The organism is Paenibacillus sp. Y280 (genome assembly GCF_056786335.1).
This window is the reverse complement of the sequence record NZ_JBXCIW010000040.1, coordinates 1-17,277: the sequence shown is the minus strand read 5'-3', so window position 1 is coordinate 17,277 and position 17,277 is coordinate 1. Positions and strand designations below refer to the sequence as shown.

21 protein-coding genes are annotated in these 17,277 nt (G+C 46.6%); 2 read left to right on the top strand and 19 right to left on the bottom strand.

Annotated elements, in window-relative coordinates; genetic code table 11:
• The first annotated feature begins 124 nt into the window (after positions 1–124).
• Entirely contained in the window at positions 125–268 is a 144-nt protein-coding gene (locus AC1TPC_RS26265; RefSeq protein WP_482069676.1) for a hypothetical protein, read from the top strand.
• Positions 269–358: 90 nt separating this feature from the next.
• Here the strand turns inward: AC1TPC_RS26265 and AC1TPC_RS26260 are convergent, their stop codons facing one another.
• The 7 genes from AC1TPC_RS26260 to AC1TPC_RS26230 form a co-directional block, all read right to left on the bottom strand.
• Positions 359–2,743: an S-layer homology domain-containing protein gene (locus tag AC1TPC_RS26260; RefSeq protein ID WP_482069675.1), complete on the bottom strand. Its 2,385-nt coding sequence runs from the start codon at positions 2,741–2,743 to the stop codon at positions 359–361.
• 129 nt (positions 2,744–2,872) lie between these two features.
• Positions 2,873–4,135, bottom strand: a complete 1,263-nt coding sequence (locus AC1TPC_RS26255; RefSeq protein WP_482069674.1) for a phospholipid carrier-dependent glycosyltransferase — start codon at positions 4,133–4,135, stop codon at positions 2,873–2,875.
• Between the two features lie 30 nt (positions 4,136–4,165).
• Positions 4,166–4,510 (bottom strand): EamA family transporter, encoded by a 345-nt coding sequence (locus AC1TPC_RS26250; protein WP_482069673.1) that lies wholly within the window; start codon positions 4,508–4,510, stop codon positions 4,166–4,168.
• Entirely contained in the window at positions 4,510–4,854 is a 345-nt protein-coding gene (locus AC1TPC_RS26245) for a DUF2304 domain-containing protein (RefSeq protein WP_482069672.1), read from the bottom strand. Before AC1TPC_RS26245 ends, AC1TPC_RS26250 begins: the two co-directional genes overlap by 1 nt.
• Positions 4,855–4,979: 125 nt before the next feature.
• A complete protein-coding gene (locus tag AC1TPC_RS26240; protein WP_482069671.1) occupies positions 4,980–5,762 on the bottom strand; it encodes a glycosyltransferase family 2 protein in 783 nt (260 codons plus the stop codon).
• A gap of 270 nt (positions 5,763–6,032) precedes the next feature.
• Positions 6,033–6,344, bottom strand: a complete 312-nt coding sequence (trxA, locus tag AC1TPC_RS26235) for a thioredoxin (protein ID WP_183562753.1) — start codon at positions 6,342–6,344, stop codon at positions 6,033–6,035.
• A gap of 73 nt (positions 6,345–6,417) precedes the next feature.
• A complete protein-coding gene (locus AC1TPC_RS26230) occupies positions 6,418–6,837 on the bottom strand; it encodes an RrF2 family transcriptional regulator (protein ID WP_169084447.1) in 420 nt (139 codons plus the stop codon).
• Between the two features lie 288 nt (positions 6,838–7,125).
• On the opposite strand from AC1TPC_RS26230, the gene AC1TPC_RS26225 reads away from it, so the two are divergent.
• The gene (locus AC1TPC_RS26225; RefSeq protein WP_053373729.1) at positions 7,126–7,335 is read left to right on the top strand and encodes a hypothetical protein; all 210 of its coding nucleotides are present in this window, start codon (positions 7,126–7,128) and stop codon (positions 7,333–7,335) included.
• Positions 7,336–7,407: 72 nt separating this feature from the next.
• Here the strand turns inward: AC1TPC_RS26225 and AC1TPC_RS26220 are convergent, their stop codons facing one another.
• The 12 genes from AC1TPC_RS26220 to AC1TPC_RS26165 all read right to left on the bottom strand — a co-directional run bounded on the left by AC1TPC_RS26220 (position 7,408) and on the right by AC1TPC_RS26165 (position 16,437).
• Positions 7,408–8,088, bottom strand: coding sequence for a serine/threonine protein kinase (locus AC1TPC_RS26220; RefSeq protein ID WP_482069670.1), 681 nt, complete (start codon positions 8,086–8,088; stop codon positions 7,408–7,410).
• A gap of 635 nt (positions 8,089–8,723) precedes the next feature.
• Entirely contained in the window at positions 8,724–9,047 is a 324-nt protein-coding gene (locus AC1TPC_RS26215) for a DMT family transporter (RefSeq protein WP_482069669.1), read from the bottom strand.
• A 1-nt stretch (position 9,048) separates the two neighbouring features.
• Complete coding sequence (locus AC1TPC_RS26210; protein ID WP_482069668.1) at positions 9,049–9,477, bottom strand: DMT family transporter; 429 nt, start codon at positions 9,475–9,477, stop codon at positions 9,049–9,051.
• 6 nt (positions 9,478–9,483) lie between these two features.
• Positions 9,484–10,089 (bottom strand): TetR/AcrR family transcriptional regulator, encoded by a 606-nt coding sequence (locus tag AC1TPC_RS26205; RefSeq protein WP_482069667.1) that lies wholly within the window; start codon positions 10,087–10,089, stop codon positions 9,484–9,486.
• Between the two features lie 177 nt (positions 10,090–10,266).
• On the bottom strand, positions 10,267–10,698 hold the full coding sequence (locus AC1TPC_RS26200; protein WP_482069666.1) for a hypothetical protein: 432 nt from the start codon (positions 10,696–10,698) through the stop codon (positions 10,267–10,269).
• Positions 10,698–11,759 carry a histidinol-phosphate transaminase gene (gene hisC / locus AC1TPC_RS26195; RefSeq protein ID WP_482069665.1) on the bottom strand — a complete coding sequence of 354 codons (1,062 nt, stop codon included), beginning with the start codon at positions 11,757–11,759 and terminating at the stop codon, positions 10,698–10,700. Before hisC ends, AC1TPC_RS26200 begins: the two co-directional genes overlap by 1 nt.
• 78 nt (positions 11,760–11,837) lie before the next feature.
• Complete coding sequence (locus tag AC1TPC_RS26190; protein ID WP_482069664.1) at positions 11,838–12,284, bottom strand: VanZ family protein; 447 nt, start codon at positions 12,282–12,284, stop codon at positions 11,838–11,840.
• The gene (locus AC1TPC_RS26185; protein WP_482069663.1) at positions 12,285–12,998 is read right to left on the bottom strand and encodes a metallophosphoesterase family protein; all 714 of its coding nucleotides are present in this window, start codon (positions 12,996–12,998) and stop codon (positions 12,285–12,287) included. It abuts the gene before it with no gap.
• Positions 12,995–13,501 carry an N-acetyltransferase family protein gene (locus tag AC1TPC_RS26180; protein ID WP_482069662.1) on the bottom strand — a complete coding sequence of 169 codons (507 nt, stop codon included), beginning with the start codon at positions 13,499–13,501 and terminating at the stop codon, positions 12,995–12,997. Before AC1TPC_RS26180 ends, AC1TPC_RS26185 begins: the two co-directional genes overlap by 4 nt.
• Positions 13,502–13,699: 198 nt before the next feature.
• Positions 13,700–14,293 carry a molybdenum cofactor guanylyltransferase gene (mobA, locus tag AC1TPC_RS26175; RefSeq protein ID WP_482069661.1) on the bottom strand — a complete coding sequence of 198 codons (594 nt, stop codon included), beginning with the start codon at positions 14,291–14,293 and terminating at the stop codon, positions 13,700–13,702.
• A gap of 87 nt (positions 14,294–14,380) precedes the next feature.
• Positions 14,381–16,054 (bottom strand): glutamine--tRNA ligase/YqeY domain fusion protein, encoded by a 1,674-nt coding sequence (locus AC1TPC_RS26170; RefSeq protein ID WP_482069660.1) that lies wholly within the window; start codon positions 16,052–16,054, stop codon positions 14,381–14,383.
• Positions 16,055–16,203: 149 nt separating this feature from the next.
• Complete coding sequence (locus tag AC1TPC_RS26165) at positions 16,204–16,437, bottom strand: hypothetical protein (protein ID WP_482069659.1); 234 nt, start codon at positions 16,435–16,437, stop codon at positions 16,204–16,206.
• Positions 16,438–17,277 lie beyond the last annotated feature (840 nt).

The window sequence follows — 17,277 nt, the reverse complement described above, 5'->3', positions numbered from 1 at the left end:
TCCTTACAGAAAATGATGTAGAGTATACATTCTCCACCACTACCACACAAGGTGTCAATGTTGTAATACTGAGAATAAGCGAGAAAACGGGAGAAAACATTACTTTATAGTGGGAGGTGAGCTTATGGAAAATCAAACGCACAAGGGCAATTACAAGGGAACGACGAATATGAACGCAAAAAATCAGGATATGGCATTCGTCAACGATACGATCGAGGATACGAAGTCCACGTCCAATTTCACTTCCAAAAAGAAGAAAACGGATTAGCAATTGTTCATTATCACGTAACCAAAAAGGCCTGAATACCGCCGCTCATCGCTGGCAGTATCCAAGCCTTTTTATTTTCACATCATATCGCTACATGCGAAGAGGTACTTCCTGCAGCTCAGCGCGCGATTGCAAATAGCGGAAGAAGGCTGCTGACGCCTCGCCGCGCGTCACCTGCTTCTTAGGCAAAAACTTGCCTTCAGACAGGCTCATAATTTTGAGACCAACGACGATCGACGCCTGACCTTTGTTCTCAATCTGCGCAGCATCCTTAAATGTCGCTTTGAAAATATGATCATAATTCGCAAGCGCATTGTAGCCAAGCGCACGCACGATCAGCTCTGCCATCTCGTCGCGCGACACTTTGCCGTTTGGATTGAAGGACCCGTCGCCTACATCGATCAGGTTTTGCTCCAGGGCGGACTCTACGTAAACGAAATAGTTGGAACCGTAGGCAACATCATCAAATGATGCTTTGGCTGATGAACGATCGGCTGAGGTTAACAATCCCGGTGAACGTCCGCCGTTTCTAGCCAGCACCAGCATCTTGATAAGCTCGCCGCGCGTGGCCAGCTCATTCGGGCGCACCTGACCGTTCTTCACATCAAGCGCCTTGTATGCCACCATCAACTCCAGCTGACGCTGCGCAAAATGCCCCTGGGTGTCCTGTGCCTTCGGCTTCTCTAGCTGCGTCGCTTCGCCTGTTTCACGATTGCGCCAGCCACCCGTTTCGGCATCAAGAAATACGGACTCATCTATCAGCCTAGGTACGAGCCTGTAGACAAGCTCTGCTTCGGTAGTCGACTCCACCTCGTTGCCATTTATTTCACCCGCTGCAAGCATAACCTTATATTTCTCAATTGGAATCGGCTGGCCGTTCCATGAAAACTGCTGATTAAGGCGATACGTCAGCTGCGTGCGATAATAGGTCAACCATTGCTCCACGGCCTGCTCACTCTTGATCAAAGCCGGAGCGGCAGTTGGATACTCAAAATCAGAAAGATCGGCACCGTAATTGACGATCTCCCCTGTGCGTGAATCAATGGATACGTTAATACGGTCATATTCGACCGCAGCTCCATGAATTTTGTGCACAAAGTTGAAATAATATTGGCGGTTCTCGCCTGTATCTTTTCCTTCATACTGCTTAGGGTCGGGTTTCACCAAATAAAGCTCATGCGTCAGCCATGGCAAATGCTTTTTAACCGCATCTACCGCAAGTGTCGACGCTTGCTCAAGCGTTACGCCAGGGCTCCCTGACTGACTTTGCTCATTGTACGTATACGTGTAAAAATTACGGACAGCCCCACTTCGCCCATCAACCGTTGCAGAAGCAGAGCCAAGCTCCTTGCCATCCTTCTTGATCGACCAATTTAAATGCCAATACGCCTCTAGCTTACCGGTGCTCTCGTTGTTGTTTTCACTGTAATTCGAACCGCTCAGCTCCGCGCCAGCGGGCAGCTTGAACGCCGCCTTGACCGCATCAGCCGCTTGCTTCTCTGTAACCGACGCCGCCTTAGGCGCCTCGCCTAACGGCTTCTCCGTCACTGGCGCATCAGAAACGGTACCTGCTCCAAAGTACAAATCCGTCCGCTGTTCCTTTGGCTCCCCGGTAACCGCATCAATAGACACGGCCTGAAGCTCGTAGCTCAGCACAGGCTTTCTTACTCCCTGCATATTACGGGGCAAGATATAAGCAAGCTGAGGAGCGGCCGCTGCGCGAAGCTTGGCATTCGCAACTTCTAACGTTAGCTTCGTATCGATCTTCGGAAAGGTAACCGTATCATCCCACTGCAGAGAATACCTCCGAATATGCCCTTCGCTATCGACATCCAGCTCAATAAAGTTATCGACATATGGAATGCCCTGAACGACGCGGTCATATCGGAGCGAGTGGAGCATCTCACCCGATAATGGCGGCAGCAGCTGTACGCCGTAATCCGGATTGTAACGAATCTGCGCCTTGTAATCAGCAGCTATTTTATCAATGAATTGGAGCGCGATTTGCTGTGCGGCATCACGTTCAACCTTAAGCGGGTATGTCGGCTTGGCAGATGGGTTATTGGTATAAGAGCTGAATTCCAGCAGTTGTCCCTTGTCCGCATGAATACGAACATATATGCTGCCCAAATGCTTGCCGTTTGCTTTCTTCACGAAGTCGAGTCCCCACGAATTGCGCTTTCCGCTTGCCAGCATATCCATAGAAAGACTAGCTCCTTGTAGCAAGTACTCCTTCGGTATGCTCACATACTGTCTAGCCAGTGCCTCCGCCTTCTCCTTCGTTATCGCGACATTCACCGGAGCTTTTATTGCTTCTCCCATCTTATCTCCTTCCGATGCAGGAGCTGTCTGCGCTGCCGCACTCTCACCAACTTGCTTGTTAACGCTTTCAGCAAATGCCGCAGCAGGCATTATGCTCATCAGCATCGCCGTCGACAGCATAACAGCAAGCCTCTTCCGATTATTCCTCTTCACTGCTTCACCCTCCAATGCTTTTCCAATTTATTCATAAACTAGACGCGCCGTACAAGTGGGAAGTTGCACGATCCACGAAAAAAAGACTGTCCTAGGTCTATACCTTCGGACAGTCTTACATTATCAAGGTTATGCTGTTTTCCTTCGCGAGGAATAGGACCCTATCTTCTGCAAAATATATACACCAAGCCAAGATGACAAAATAATAAATAAAGGCATAACGGTAAAGTTATAACGATACTCCGGCACGAATACGAGTCTGATCATCGACATAATGATGATAACAACCGCAAGCATGGCTGCCGGATGCCTCCATCTCCATACAAGCGCAAGCAGCGGAATAATGGTGCTGTATACGATGAATAGGTGCATATAGGCTACCTTCGGATAGGCATGATAAATCGGCGTATGTCCGGACCCAAAGAACATATGCGTATACGTATATTTGAGCTTGCCTACCGTGTACCATTTTACATATTTCCAGGTTTGCTGCGTGAAACCCGCTTTAATGCGCGCCCAAGCATATTCATCCTGCGACATTCCGTTTTGGACAACAATTTTGTCGGTATAATCTTTATTCGGATATGTACCGGCTTTAAATGGATTAGACTGAGATGCGGTCATAACAAATTCATTCAATGTTACAACGTTGCGAATCCACCAAGGGAGCATCGTCGCCGACAGGCACAAGCCTGTAATAATGCCCAGCAATGCGACTTTTTTGAAAATAGCCAGCTTCGAGACTTTCGCATTCAACTGTTCTGATTTAGGCTTGAACCATTGCTGAAGCAAGAAAACGCCGTATAGCGGAACAAATAGTGGCAGAAACTCTGCTCTCACAAGCACGGTAATCCCGAGCAGCACACCTGCGAGCGCAGCATCGCGCTTTCGCTGCGTACGAAAGGCATAAAGCTGGATCGTTAAGTACGCCATCAGAAAAAATAACGCGAGCGTTTCCGTAAGAACAGCACCGTTCGCCCAAATAAAAGGATGATAAATCGCCGAGATAAACAGCGATATAATGGCGACCCACTTATTTCTTGTAGCAAGCATCGCGATAATATAAATCAGAATTAAGGTTGCTAAGCTGATGAGCATCTGCGCCCACCTTATAAGCGGGAACGGCTCCACGCCGATTTGATCAGCTATGATGTACATACCGGTCATAAATAACGGGTATCCTGGAGTTACTCTTGCGTTAGAAACCTCTTCTTTATAGGCATATATGCCTTTATCGAGAAGCCGATGAACCATCTCATCATAATATTTTGTATCATGCGACACGGTATGCTTAACCGAAGTAAGAAAGTCAGCTCTGAGCCAAGAGGCAAGCAAAAAAATGAGGACAATCGCTATCGTCCATGCTTTGTTTTTTCTAACCCATTCAACCACGTTCGTTAATCCCCCTCAATGCTAAACCGCCTATTTCCAAGCGAGCACAATGACACCGACCAAAATAATGGCAGCACCAATCCAGCGCTGCAGCGGAACCGATTCATGAAATATAAATACAGCTGCTACTAAAGCTATTACATATGCCAAGCTTTGCAGCGGATACGCTAAGCTAAGCGGCAGTTTCTTAAGAACATACAGCCATAAGACCGTCGCAATGCCGTACAAAACAAGCCCCGACCAAATATGCGGCGACCACAGCAACGATACCCACGTATCGCCCTTGGCCGTATCCATCTTGTTCATTCCTGTTTTCCATAACAATTGACCCGAAACAAGAAGTAAAATATTAAAAACCAATACAATATATGCCATTAGGAATCCGACCTTTTGCGTTCATGTAGTTCGTGATGCAAAATACCGAGCTCTTGCGTAAGGCGAATAACCTTCTCCGATAATTTGGATACGATGACTGTAAGATGAAGAATCAATGCGACGCAGAATAAAATACCAACCAGAAACAACAAAGCCGGCGCGTAATTAATACCAACGGCATGTGCGAGCGAATCAATAATTTGAACGCGTACGGACAAGATCAGCATCACTACGCCAAACAACAGCCACAGCATGGAATACTGCTCGCGCAGCAATCTGCGGTTAATAAGCATAATAAGTACAAACAAAAAAACGACACTTGTGATAATCCACAAGGCTTGCATGGTGTATCCTCCTTAAAGTTTGCGAAGCAAACTCACTTCGTAAGCATTTGCTTAGTTTGCGAAGCAAACTCACTTCGTAAGCATGGACCTAGTTTGCGAAGCACTTCGAAAGCATTTGCTTTCCTCTACGATTGAATCTCAACCGGCTTTGTTGCCTTCAAGCTGCGAATGAACAGCGACAGCGTTACCTTAACCATATAGTACACCGAACGCAGCGCATTTATTGACGATGTTCCGCCCGTGCGCGCCTCCATGACTACTGCAACCTCGCTCGTACGCAAGCCGCTGCGATGAATGAGCACGATTGAGTCCACCTCTGGATAATCCGTTGCATAATCGCTTTGAAATACCGAAATCGCCCGCTTATTCGCAGCACGGAATCCTGATGTCACATCAAGGACGCGCTTGTGTGTCATTGCGCTGACGATCGTAGATAAAATTTTGATTCCGACTCTCCGCGTCGCTGAAGACAGGAAGCCCGTTTGTTCAATGAAACGCGAGCCAATCGCCAAATCCGCTTTTCCGCTAAGCACTGGCTCTAAAATAAGATGAAGCTGCTCCGCTTTATGCTGTCCGTCTCCATCAACCTGAACAGCTACATCATAGCCATAGCGGTGAGCGTAACGATATCCAGTCTGCATAGCGCCGCCGATTCCAAGATTAGTCGGAAGTGTGACAACAGCCGCACCGTTCGCTTCAGCTACCTCGCGAGTACGATCCTTTGAACCGTCGTTGATGACTAGTATATGAGCAGACGGGCAATGAGTCTTCACATCTTGAATCACATGGCTTATGCTGTGCTCTTCGTTATAAGCCGGTATAATGATCAATATTTTAGAAGACGCCAACCCTTGCAGCAGGGACTCTCCGGTAACCGTACTGTCCTTTTTTGTAATCACTGCGTTCACTACATCACCACTCCATAAACCATAATTTGGGTGCGCTGGTGCGCACAATACTATCAATTCTACTTGATACCTCTCTTAGAAAGCAACAGAAACTATTGTGAAAATGTGTAAGATATGGTCATTTCGAGTGGAATTTCTATCGTTTTCATGGATAATATAGTATCCGCTTATTAATAGATGGAACAATTTACGAAAAAAATATCGCCCAGCAACCAGCCAATGACTGATAACCAGACGATAAATAGACGTTTATTCGTTTCAAAAAGTTGCTTACAGCTGACCGGAGATTTTTGCTTTCAAAGCATCTTTGCTTTGAACGCCGACCATTTTGTCAACGGGTTGACCGTCTTTGAACAAAATCAATGTCGGGATACTCATAACGCCGAATTGCGAAGCCAATTCAGGCTGCTCGTCAACGTTGATTTTTGCGATTACAGCTTGACCTTCCAATTCAGTGGAAAGCTCCTCAACGATTGGAAGCTGCATTTTGCAAGGTCCGCACCAAGGTGCCCAGAAATCTACAAGGGAAACGCCGTTTTGAATGCTCTCGTTAAAGTTCTCTTTTGTTAATGCTACTGCCATTTCAATCATCCTCTCCAAACAATGTGTATGATAAAGGGAATACCCGTCTCACCGCTTATTGAATCATTATTTGCTAACCGCATGCGTGTATTTGCTTCAAAACATCTTGAATCGTTATCGCGCTAAAATGGCTTTCGAGCTGCTTCTCCGCTGTGCAAAAAATACCGAACATCACTTGATTCATATTCGATCCAACGACACAATCCATCTCTGGATTGCCCGAGCACCAGCTCGGAATAAGCGAGCCTTGTGCCATCACTCGATAGATGTCGGCCAATGTGACCACATTTGGATCAATGGTCAGCCTGTAGCCGCCTCCCGATCCTTCACGCGTATCCACATATCCACTGCGGCGCAAACCACTCATTACCTTGCGAACGCGAGCAGAGTGAGTGCCGACATTGTCGGCGATCATATCGCTGCTAGCCATTTTCTCCGGTAAATAAGCCAAGTAAACGAGACTGTGTACGGCAATCGTAAATTCGCTGTTCACTGTTTAAGGGCCTCCCTGCTTTGTACTGTAATTTTATCAGTTACAGTTAGGTTTGTCAATAGTCAGGTCGCCAAGTTGCTTTCTTAGGATGCGGCATGGCTTGAATGGTTATTCCCCCTCAGATTTTGGATCGTACATGAAAGTATTTTTTGACTCACTGTCATGTTTGAATGCTTTCACTGAATAAATATGAAATGTGCAATCTCTTTCGGTTTGACCATCCAAGCCGGAAAGCACATGCTTCCTAAGTCGGTTTTACTATGTAAAACGTTAAGGAGGTGACGCATAATGGCATTATTTTGGAATCGTTGGATACCCGTTCGTACTGAAGGAGGTTCAAGATCGGAGCTAATCGACCGGTTGCAGGCCCATTTCAAAGCAAATGGATTGAAATCCAAAATTACCATTGAAGGCAATTCCTTGAGACGGATTCATGTGCTTAAAAAGGACGCCGATCTCGCCAAGGTGCTGCTTGACGCTTTCGATGAAGAGCATTGATGCGAGGGTTTTCGAAAAAGATTGCCTGGCAGCGGCTGCTCAGGAAGAGCAGCCGCCGCTTCGGTTATTCGGTTATGACGAGCGACCCACCACAGAAGAGCTTCGCATCCAGCGATAGCCTTTGCGAACACCGTTGAGCACCCATTCAGGGACAGGTCTCGGCTTTTTGGACAAGAAGGGCATATAAATCTTGTTGTACGCTTTTTTGAGATCATCCCACATCGTACATGGCTCTTCCTTCAAAAAATCAGAAATATCGAGGACGATGCCGCGACCATCCTTCACCATCACATTTTTCCCATGCACGTCATGCGGGAACAATCCGCGGGAGCGTGCGTAGTCGAGCGCTTGATCGATGTCTTCAATAACCTTGGTCGGAATGGCTACACCATCGATGATGCATTGATATAAGGTCTTCCCTTTTAATCGCTTTAAAATCAAATAATAATGCCCGTTATACTCCCCTGCGTGGTAACACATCGAATAGGCAGGATGATTGCCAATTAATCGGTAGACCTCGCATTCGCTTTCCCAACCCTCGCGGTTAGGCGCATATACCTTGACCGCTATATCCGGATAATCGCCATGCGTAAATACGCCAGCGTAGTTCCCTGCTCCAAGAAGCTTCCATCCGAGCGGCAGTACAGCCACACGAATCGGATTTTTGGGGTCTATGCTGCTAAGTTCAACTTCAGATAGCAGCGACCGTTCGGTTAACGAGATTAGCATCTCCAACTGCAAGTCATCCATCATGTATCACATCCCGCTTTTCCTTTAGTTTCATCTTATTCCTCTATATTGTAAAACGAGCTGGTTCAAAAATAAAGCGCACCCGTTAAGCTTTTCATTTCCATCTGCTAATCTTACTATTTTCTTAACAAATCGATTAACTCCTTAACGATTTCTAACAATAATTTTCACCTTGCTTATCATTGCATTAAGGTTGCTGCAGAATTATTGAACGGCCCCTGCCTTCGTGTTATTTTCGTGAGGATTCCAATCCAAACACGAAAGGGCGAGCCTATAACCACGACATCGAACTTGCAAAACAGAAACGAACAAATCCCCGAGCTTCAGATCGCAAGAACACTCTCGATCCTCGGTGTGCTGTCTGTTCATGCCAGCGCATCCGCAACAACTTCCATGCTGAATTCAGGCTACTTCTCCCTTTACAATTTCATTTACATTTTCATAAAATTTGGTACACCGACGTTTATTTTGCTCAGCACAAGAGCCACAAAGCATACAAAGGATTAATTGCAGCTGTTAGTATGCTTTTGACAAGCGGATCCTTTGACAATATTGAGATCCCATCCTGCTCCAAAGAAAACGAGGCTGTTCGGCAAGGTCAAATACCTTGCCGAACAGCCTCGTTTAAAAAATGGCCGCTAATGGCCGCCGCTCACAACCTTAAGCCCAATCACACCTGCTATAATCATCGATAAGAACAGCATTTTACGCCAATCCCGCGATTCGCCAAAAATGAACATCCCAAGCAAAACGCTGCCGATCGAGCCGATCCCCGTCCATATCCCGTAAGCCGTACTGATCGGTATAGTCTGCAACGCTTTAGATAAGAAGAAAAAACTGACAAAGCCCGCTCCGATTGCCCCAACGGTTCCCTTCCATTTCTTGAAACCGTCTGACAGCTTCATAAAGGTAACCCCTCCGACCTCACCTAAGCCGGATATAATTAAAAAGACCCAAGCCATGTTACGTACCCACCTTTTCACGATCTTTGTTGTTTGTTCTTACGGCTGTCGCTGCAGGCCGCTCCTGAATAGATGAAGCTGTTTCTGCCTGCTCTGCCGCCGCTGCCGGCTTCTCCTTCGACACAAGCTTCAGTCCAACGATGCCTCCAACTAATAAAGCAATAAAGAACAAGCGCCAGAAATCCGCTGGTTCATTCAATATTAAAATGCCTGCTATAACCGTGCCGACCGTGCCGATCCCTGTAAATATCGCGTAAGCAACGCCAATCTCGATCGTTCTCATCGCGCGTGCAAACAGCATAAAGCTCACTACAAGCAGCACGACCGTCACGATACTCGGAACGAGCTGCGTAAAGCCCTCCGAATATTTAAGGCCAAATGTCCAACCAACCTCCAGAAATCCGGCTAATAGTAAAAAGATCCACTGCATAATTTTTCAATCCTCTCTCGCTGTCATCGTCCAAAGCTTCCACAATGATTGCCACACCATTCGCTTCCTTTTTTCGAACAGCTCTTCCTCATATAATTGGTTTTCGACAAGAATGCCATCGACGCACACGTAGAAGGCTGCGATCAGCCGCTCTTCCTCCTCACGGTTAAACAATCCCTCGGATGCTCCTTTATGCAGCACCTCTATAAGACCTTCGGTCAGCTCAATCTCATAGCGCAAGAGATCCTGCCTCAATTGATCCCTTAAATGCCGCGGCGGTACAAGAATCGTCCGCTTCAGGAAAGCCTGCCCGGTCGTCATATGATTAAGATCGGTAAAAAAAGCAAATAATCGATAGACCTGCTGCTTGATCGGCTCCTGCTTGATGGCCTGAAGCAGCTCTAAATATTGTTTCCGCTCTTCTGCGATCACTTCTTGAATGAGCTGCAAGAACAGCTGCTCCTTCGATTTATAATGCGCATAAATAGACGGCGTCTTGATGCCGACCGCTTTGGCAATTTCTGATAAGGAAGCTCCTTCGTAACCGGACTCCGTGAACATCGTTAATGCTGCCTGCTTGATTCTCTCTGCCGTAGAAGGCTCCGTGCTCATCCGTAATCCCTCCCGCCGTCTCGTCCGTTCTCATTGCCTAACGAACGTTAGTTAATTTAATAGAATTGTAAGACGGAACTGCCAAAAAGTCAAGGTACGAGCTATTGGAACAAAAAAAACCGTGCATGCTCCTTTTAATGAGAGGAGGACCATGCACGGCTTACTTTTGAATTATTGTTATTTGTTCTGGTTCATTCGATGCCAAAGCATCCAACCCGTATTAATGATTATGCCTAAAACGATGCTCAGCACCATTACGACGACATTCAGAATAAGGCAATAAACGAGCAGCAGCCCAAAATCCGCATATTGGTCCGATAGCGGCAGAACTTGACTAAGAATGAAAGCAAGCAGGACGCTAAACGGTATCCAGAACAAGAAAATAAAGGCCGGAAAGTACCAATGCCGATTCCGAAACAGCTTCACAATAGGCAAAACGAATGCGATGACCATCAATATGCAAACGAGGTAGCTCCACTCTACAATTCCGCTGTTAAAGTAGGCTGCATACAGAAAGACATTGCTGACTACAGCATAAATTGCACTTAGCAGCAGTATTGACCTCATTGATCGTCTGAACAACAGCTGCTCCTTCGCTGCCTCTTCCATTACACGCCTATAATTTCTTGAAGCGCCTGAATAAAAGCATCCATTTCTTCATCCGTACCGATGCTTACCCGCAAATATTCATTAATGCGAGGCTGATTGAAGTAACGAACAAGCACGCCCTTGTCTCTAAGCAGCTGGAAAATGGATTCAGCCGCTAGGCTAGGATGCGAGATAAAGACGAAATTCGCTTTCGAGTCGGTCACTTTGAAGCCAGCTGCAAGCAGCTGTTCTGTCACCCTCTCACGCGTAGCCATCACCTTTGCTGTCGTTTCACGGAAATAAGCATCGTCCTCGAGCGAAGCGATGGCGCCAGCTAAGGCGAGCCGGTCAATCGTATACGAATTAAATGAATTTTTAATCCGATTCAGTCCTTCGATCAGCTCCTCGCTGCCAAAGGCAAAGCCGACGCGAAGCCCAGCAAGCGAACGTGATTTCGAAAGCGTCTGCACGACGAGCAAATTCGGGTAGTCCTTTATCAGCTCGATGGCCGTTTGCCCTCCAAAATCGATATAAGCCTCATCAATAATGACTGCCTGATTCGGATTGCCTTCAAGCAGCGTACGAATGCTCTCGAGCGGAATCAATTCCGCTGTCGGGGCATTTGGATTCGGTATGATGATGCCGCCATTGTCCGAAGCATAGGCCTCTACCTGCACATGAAACTGCTCGTCCAGCGGAACAAGCTCTGTCTGCAAACCGTAGAGCTTCGCATACACCTTATAGAAGCTGTACGTAATATCCGGGAACAGCAGCTTCTTCGCTGGATCGAAGAAAGCAGCAAACGCAAAAGCTAAAATTTCATCCGAGCCATTGCCTACAAACACTTGCTCAGCTGGCAGGCCGTAATAGCTCGCAGCAGCTTGTACAAGTCCCTCGCAGGTAGGATCGGGATACAGGCGAAGATCCGCATTTGCGGCTGCTTTGATGGCATCGATTACTTTCGGGGATGGCGCATAAGGATTCTCATTCGTATTCAGCTTAATATACGTTTTATCCTTCGGCTGTTCGCCTGGCACATACGGTACGAGAGAAGCGGTCAATGGACTCCAATATTTACTCAATGGTTTTTCTTCCTTTCGTTTCCTTATTCCAAGTCATTGCTTTTATTTTAACATTAAAGGATATACGAGTCACAGAGCCTAGCGGACAACAAGCTTGACCATCAGCAAGCCAAGCAGCGCTCCGAAGGTATTCAAGATAATATCATCAATATCGAAGCTGCCTACCCGTGTCAGCATTTGCGCGAGCTCGACGATTGTAATAAGCAAGATGGAGGCTCCCGCAAGCGCGAGCACTCGTCTGTATTTTTTATTTAATAAAGGCAAAAAAAGTCCAATCGGTATAAATAAAACGATATTTCCGAATAAATTTTTGAACCAAATATCAAAATTGAAATGATCATAATGAACGATATATTTTTTTATTGTAAAGAGTGGAACGAGATTATAGCTGTAGCCTTCGCCAAAATAGCGATTTCGGTAAAATAATAACCAGCCCATAATAAGCGCGTAGCCTAAGCCGAGTACGGTTAGAAACAGATTCAGCAGCAAGCTTTTGAAATGAGCATTCGCATACATCCGCATCATTTACAGCCTCCAAGGCGCTGAATAAACCTTAAATTCATCTGCTCCTGTAATCGCTAGACCGTTAAGCTGATGTCCTGTCGCACAGCCGCCGTCAACGCCAATTTTGCCGGGACCGAACCACACATCTGGCTTTTTGTGAATATCTATTGTTTTCGTATGGCCGAAAATAACCGTTTTGCTCACATTGGTAGGCCTGGTCAGAAAAGGCTGTTTAATGTAGAGAAAATCTCGCGGAGGCTGTTCCTTCCAATTCAAGTAATTGGGATTAAGACCGGCATGCACATAAATAAAATGTTCGTCCTCATGGTAATAGGGAAGGTTGTCAAGAAAGGTCATGTGATGCGAATAACGCTCTTGAACAGCCTCCTTCGCACACTCGATGACATGCTCAATCGAGCCTTGCTTGATGCCGGCATAGCTCTCTGCCGTCTGCCTGCCGCCGTGACCGGAAAATTTCATCAACGCATGCTCGCTTCGCTCCAGCATAACATCGACGAGCCTCTCGTCATGATTGCCCTGAATAGCAATCGCGCCGTCCTTCTGAACGAGTCCTATAACCTGCTCAACCACATCCTTGCTCCTTGGGCCGCGATCAACAAAATCGCCAAGCAGCATGAGCTGATCCTCGCCTGGGCAATAGTTCATCTTCTCAAGCAGATCATTAAAAGGCGTATAGCAGCCGTGGATGTCACTAATGACTAGCGTTCGCTTCATACGCGTCTCCCCGCGATCACAAGATCTCTCTCTACGCCATCGAGCACTGCAACCTTAGGCAGATGCCCCCATACCTCGAATCCAAACTTGCGAAGGAGCGCCAGACTTGGCTCATTGTGTCCGAATACAAAGCCAAGCAGCGTATTCAGCCCTAACCTCGGGCATTCTTCGATGGCCTTCTGAATCAGCACCGAGCCAAGGCCGCGCGATCGGAATTGCTCCGCTATATAAATGCTGATTTCTGCCGTGGCATTGTAGGCAGGTCTGCCGTAAAAAGATTGAAAGCTAAACCATGCCGCAATTTCTCCTTCCATTCGTAAAACCCATAATGGACGAAAATCGGCAGAATGCTCATCGAACCAAGCTCTTTTGCTATCTACAGTCGCTGGCTCCAAGTCCGCTGTTACCATACGGCTCGCAATCGTTGCATTATAAATGTCGACAATACGCTCTAGATCGCTTAGCTGAGCGTCGATAATTTCATATTGTTGCTGCCTAGACATATTCTCCACCTCTTACCTTCCAATGTGTCGCTTGCGGTGTTTCCTACTGCTTATTATTAATGATTTATGAAGGCCAAAGGCTCTCTTAACTTTGACAAATTATATCACACCGCCGTTTGTTTGAGCATCCAAAAATAATAGCCCGCCAAGCAAAACGCTCGGCAGGCCTAGTGCATCAAAAACCTTTCTTCGCAACTCTTAATCACCAATATATTTGATGTAATCATCCGGCGTGTTGAGGTTGGTGAAAATAGTTTTGCCGCCGTTCGCAAGCGGATTAACGACGACGGTATTCAGCCCTTCTAGCAGCCGCATGACACGGAAATCCTGCTGATCGAGCGCTGCCGCTATTTGAGGGACCGCCCTTGCATGATAAAGCGCATGAAACGGCTGGCCGGCGGCGTGAATGACGTCCGCCCCGCTCTTCACATGGCCCATGAGCTGCGTGAGCAATTCCTCGGACAGCTGCGGCATATCGCAGGCCATTACGAATACATAGCCTTCAGTGACAGTAGATAAGCCTGCATGAAGACCGGATAACGGACCACAGCCTGGATAGCGATCCAAAGCAAAGCTCACGGACTCTCCCAAATTACCGAGAATACTGCGATAAAGCGCTTCTCGCTCCGATGATCCTACCGATATAATCACATGCTCTGTCAATGCGCGCAGTCGTTCTACCAGAAGGTACAGCAGCGGCTTGCCCTCAATGAGCAGCAGTGCTTTGTCCGTCCCCATTCTAGAGCTAAGTCCGCCAGCCAGAAGCAAGCTATGGATGTTATGCTTAATCATTCGATCCCCCCTATAAAATAGAAAGAAAGAAAGAAAGCCTGCCGAGTGTATAGATCTCGGCAGGCTTCTTCTGCGCTTCGCATACGCTTATGCTTTGGACGGATCGAATGAGCTTTTCAGCGAAACGATACGATTGAAGGCCAGCTTCTCTGCCGTCGTATCCTTCGGATCCACATTAAAGTAGCCGTGGCGGAAAAATTGGAACTTGTCGCCGCCTGCCGCATCCTTCATGTTCGGCTCAACGAAGCCAGTCAGCACCTCAAGCGAATTCGGATTGATGCATGCAAGGAATGGCTTGCCTTCCTCTTCTGCCTCGCTCGTAATTAGCGGTTCGAACAAACGGAAATCCGCAGGTACAGCGGAAGATGCGTCTACCCAGTGAATCGTGCCTTTAACCTTGCGTTCGTTAAAGCCTGAGCCGCTCTTCGTCTTCGGATCATAAGTGCAGTGCAGCTCGATTACGTTGCCGTCCGCATCCTTGATCGCTTCTTGGCAGGTGATGAAATACGCATGCTTGAGGCGTACTTCATTGCCAGGGAAGAGACGGAAATATTTGTTCGGAGGATTTTCCATAAAATCATCCTGTTCAATGTAGATCTCGCGGGAAAACGGAATTTGACGGGTTCCCATCTCTTCGTTCTCAGCGTTGTTTTCTGCTTCCAGCAGCTCGGTTTCACCTTCTGGATAGTTCGTAATGACGACCTTCAGAGGCCGCAATACAGCCATCGTGCGAAGAGCCTTCAGCTTCAAATCTTCTCTTATAAAATGCTCCAGATTGCGCTCGTCCACAAGGCTGTTGCTCTTCGATACGCCGATCTCGCGGCAAAATGCGCGTATCGCTTCAGGCGTGTAGCCTTTGCGGCGCAAGCCGCTGATCGTCGGCATGCGCGGATCATCCCAGCCGTCTACGACCGCCTCGTCTACCAATTGCTTCAGCTTGCGCTTGCTCATGACGGTATTCGTCACATTCAGACGGGCAAATTCATATTGGCGTGGAGCAGCTTCCATCTCGCATTCCGCGATCGTCCAGTCATATAGCGGACGGTGATCCTCGAACTCTAGCGTACAGATCGAATGCGTAATGCCTTCGATGGCATCGCTCAGCGGATGAGCGTAGTCATACATCGGATAGATGCACCATGCATCGCCCGTGCGGTGATGATGCGTATGTGCGATTCGGTACAGAACGGGGTCGCGCAGCGTGATATTCGGCGAAGCCATATCGATCTTGGCGCGCAGCACCCGCTCGCCGTCCTTGAACTCGCCCGCGCGCATACGCGTGAACAAGTCGAGGTTCTCCTCTACGGAACGGTTCCGATAAGGGCTCTCCTTGCCTGGCTCGGTCAATGTGCCGCGATATTCGCGCATTTGCTCTGCATTCAGATCACATACATATGCTTTGCCCTTCTTAATAAGCAGCACGGCACGGTTATAAAGCTCTTCAAAATAATCCGACGCAAAACGTAGATCATCCCATTCAAAGCCAAGCCAGCGGACATCCTCTTGTATGGATTCCACATACTCCGTATCTTCTTTGAGTGGATTCGTATCGTCAAAACGCAGATTCGTTCTGCCTTTGAACTCATCGGCAAGCTCAAAGTTCAGGCAAATCGACTTGGCATGTCCAATATGCAAATAGCCGTTCGGCTCCGGCGGGAAACGAGTGACAATTTCCTGCACATGGCCGCTCTTCAAATCTTCGGCTACGATGTTTTTTATGAAATTCGAGGATGATGACTTGTTCTCTACTGCATTCTCCATCTGCGACCAACCTTTCCCACGGAAAATATTTATCCTCTTATAATACACAAATTTCCGTGAAATTATAATACTCCCTGCATGTCGGCGTCATTTTCGCAGAAAGCACAAAAGCCCAACCTCTATTCGAGGCGAGCTGCCGATCGTATACATCAACGACTAGGGTCTGAGTTATTCAATGAATTATCAATTTTCCTCCAAAATTCATACTCAGTCATTTTCCCAGTAAAATAGTCGTACAGAATAGGGTTAACTATTCTTTGATACTCATTAAACTGCAATGTATCATAGAAAGGAATTTCCTGCTTAACAAGGTCTCCTTTTGGATAAAAATCTGTAAACTCAAAATTATAATGCTGATTTAACACACTTTTTTCATCATTCATATAAACTGGAAACCATCCAAAACTTCCAGGGTCATAAATCTGGTGCCTCTTCCCACTCATCACCGTTCTTTGAACGAAAAACTGTATGTTCAGAACCATGCATAATAGATTCACATTCAATATAATAATATTCATCATCTTTATATTGTTTAATAACCTTCCAATTCACTTTAAAATATTGATACTCCTCACTTAATTGTTTATTTATACTACTCGTTCCACCAATACTGAAAAATTCAGAATGCACCAAGTACGTGAATGGATAAAAAATATGGCTACTAGGAATAACCATTACTTGCATGTCAGAATATCGATATTGTTCTTAAATTCCCCTCTCAGTTTCTGTTCTCAAATATGCTTTGAAAACTATGCAGGAGAAACAAATAATGAACCCAATCATAAGGATCAGTTTCATTTTTTTATTTATAATGATCCCCAAAGTTAATGCTATAAATAAAATAAAAGGGATAATAAGATCATCACTCGCTAATAGACCCCACTCGAATTCTGCCACAATAAATGGATAAAATATGGCAACGCCATTATCAATAAGATCAACAGCAATATGCCCTATAACAACGGAGCTAGTGGTCCCCATCCACAATAGGTTCATAGATAAAATTTTTCTGGCTCTTCGCCACTAGCAATTATTTAGGCTGAAATGACTGCTTTACACTTCCAGAAAACCTATGAAAACCCGGTATAAAAGGGGCAAAGGGAGCTCCGTCGCTAGAGTATTGGTTTAATGGAAAAGTTAAGTTTACCAGCGAGCAAGTATACGAGCGCGATGATGTTCTTATGGGATCGAAATCCACGTGCCTTTCGCTTTGCAGCTTGAAA

Excerpts from the sequence above, each read along its gene's own strand:
- AC1TPC_RS26220 (WP_482069670.1), bottom strand. The coding sequence starts at position 8,088 with ATGATGGATGACTTGCAGTTGGAGATGCTAATCTCGTTAACCGAACGG.
- AC1TPC_RS26180 (WP_482069662.1), bottom strand. The coding sequence starts at position 13,501 with ATGTCTAGGCAGCAACAATATGAAATTATCGACGCTCAGCTAAGCGAT.
- AC1TPC_RS26190 (WP_482069664.1), bottom strand. The coding sequence starts at position 12,284 with ATGATGCGGATGTATGCGAATGCTCATTTCAAAAGCTTGCTGCTGAAT.
- AC1TPC_RS26165 (WP_482069659.1), bottom strand. The coding sequence starts at position 16,437 with ATGAATGATGAAAAAAGTGTGTTAAATCAGCATTATAATTTTGAGTTT.
- AC1TPC_RS26245 (WP_482069672.1), bottom strand. The coding sequence starts at position 4,854 with ATGCAAGCCTTGTGGATTATCACAAGTGTCGTTTTTTTGTTTGTACTT.
- AC1TPC_RS26200 (WP_482069666.1), bottom strand. The coding sequence starts at position 10,698 with ATGGAAGAGGCAGCGAAGGAGCAGCTGTTGTTCAGACGATCAATGAGG.
- AC1TPC_RS26210 (WP_482069668.1), bottom strand. The coding sequence starts at position 9,477 with ATGCAGTGGATCTTTTTACTATTAGCCGGATTTCTGGAGGTTGGTTGG.
- AC1TPC_RS26170 (WP_482069660.1), bottom strand. The coding sequence starts at position 16,054 with ATGGAGAATGCAGTAGAGAACAAGTCATCATCCTCGAATTTCATAAAA.
- AC1TPC_RS26265 (WP_482069676.1), top strand. The coding sequence starts at position 125 with ATGGAAAATCAAACGCACAAGGGCAATTACAAGGGAACGACGAATATG.
- AC1TPC_RS26185 (WP_482069663.1), bottom strand. The coding sequence starts at position 12,998 with ATGAAGCGAACGCTAGTCATTAGTGACATCCACGGCTGCTATACGCCT.
- AC1TPC_RS26225 (WP_053373729.1), top strand. The coding sequence starts at position 7,126 with ATGGCATTATTTTGGAATCGTTGGATACCCGTTCGTACTGAAGGAGGT.
- mobA (WP_482069661.1), bottom strand. The coding sequence starts at position 14,293 with ATGATTAAGCATAACATCCATAGCTTGCTTCTGGCTGGCGGACTTAGC.
- AC1TPC_RS26215 (WP_482069669.1), bottom strand. The coding sequence starts at position 9,047 with ATGGCTTGGGTCTTTTTAATTATATCCGGCTTAGGTGAGGTCGGAGGG.
- AC1TPC_RS26205 (WP_482069667.1), bottom strand. The coding sequence starts at position 10,089 with ATGAGCACGGAGCCTTCTACGGCAGAGAGAATCAAGCAGGCAGCATTA.
- trxA (WP_183562753.1), bottom strand. The coding sequence starts at position 6,344 with ATGGCAGTAGCATTAACAAAAGAGAACTTTAACGAGAGCATTCAAAAC.
- AC1TPC_RS26250 (WP_482069673.1), bottom strand. The coding sequence starts at position 4,510 with ATGGCATATATTGTATTGGTTTTTAATATTTTACTTCTTGTTTCGGGT.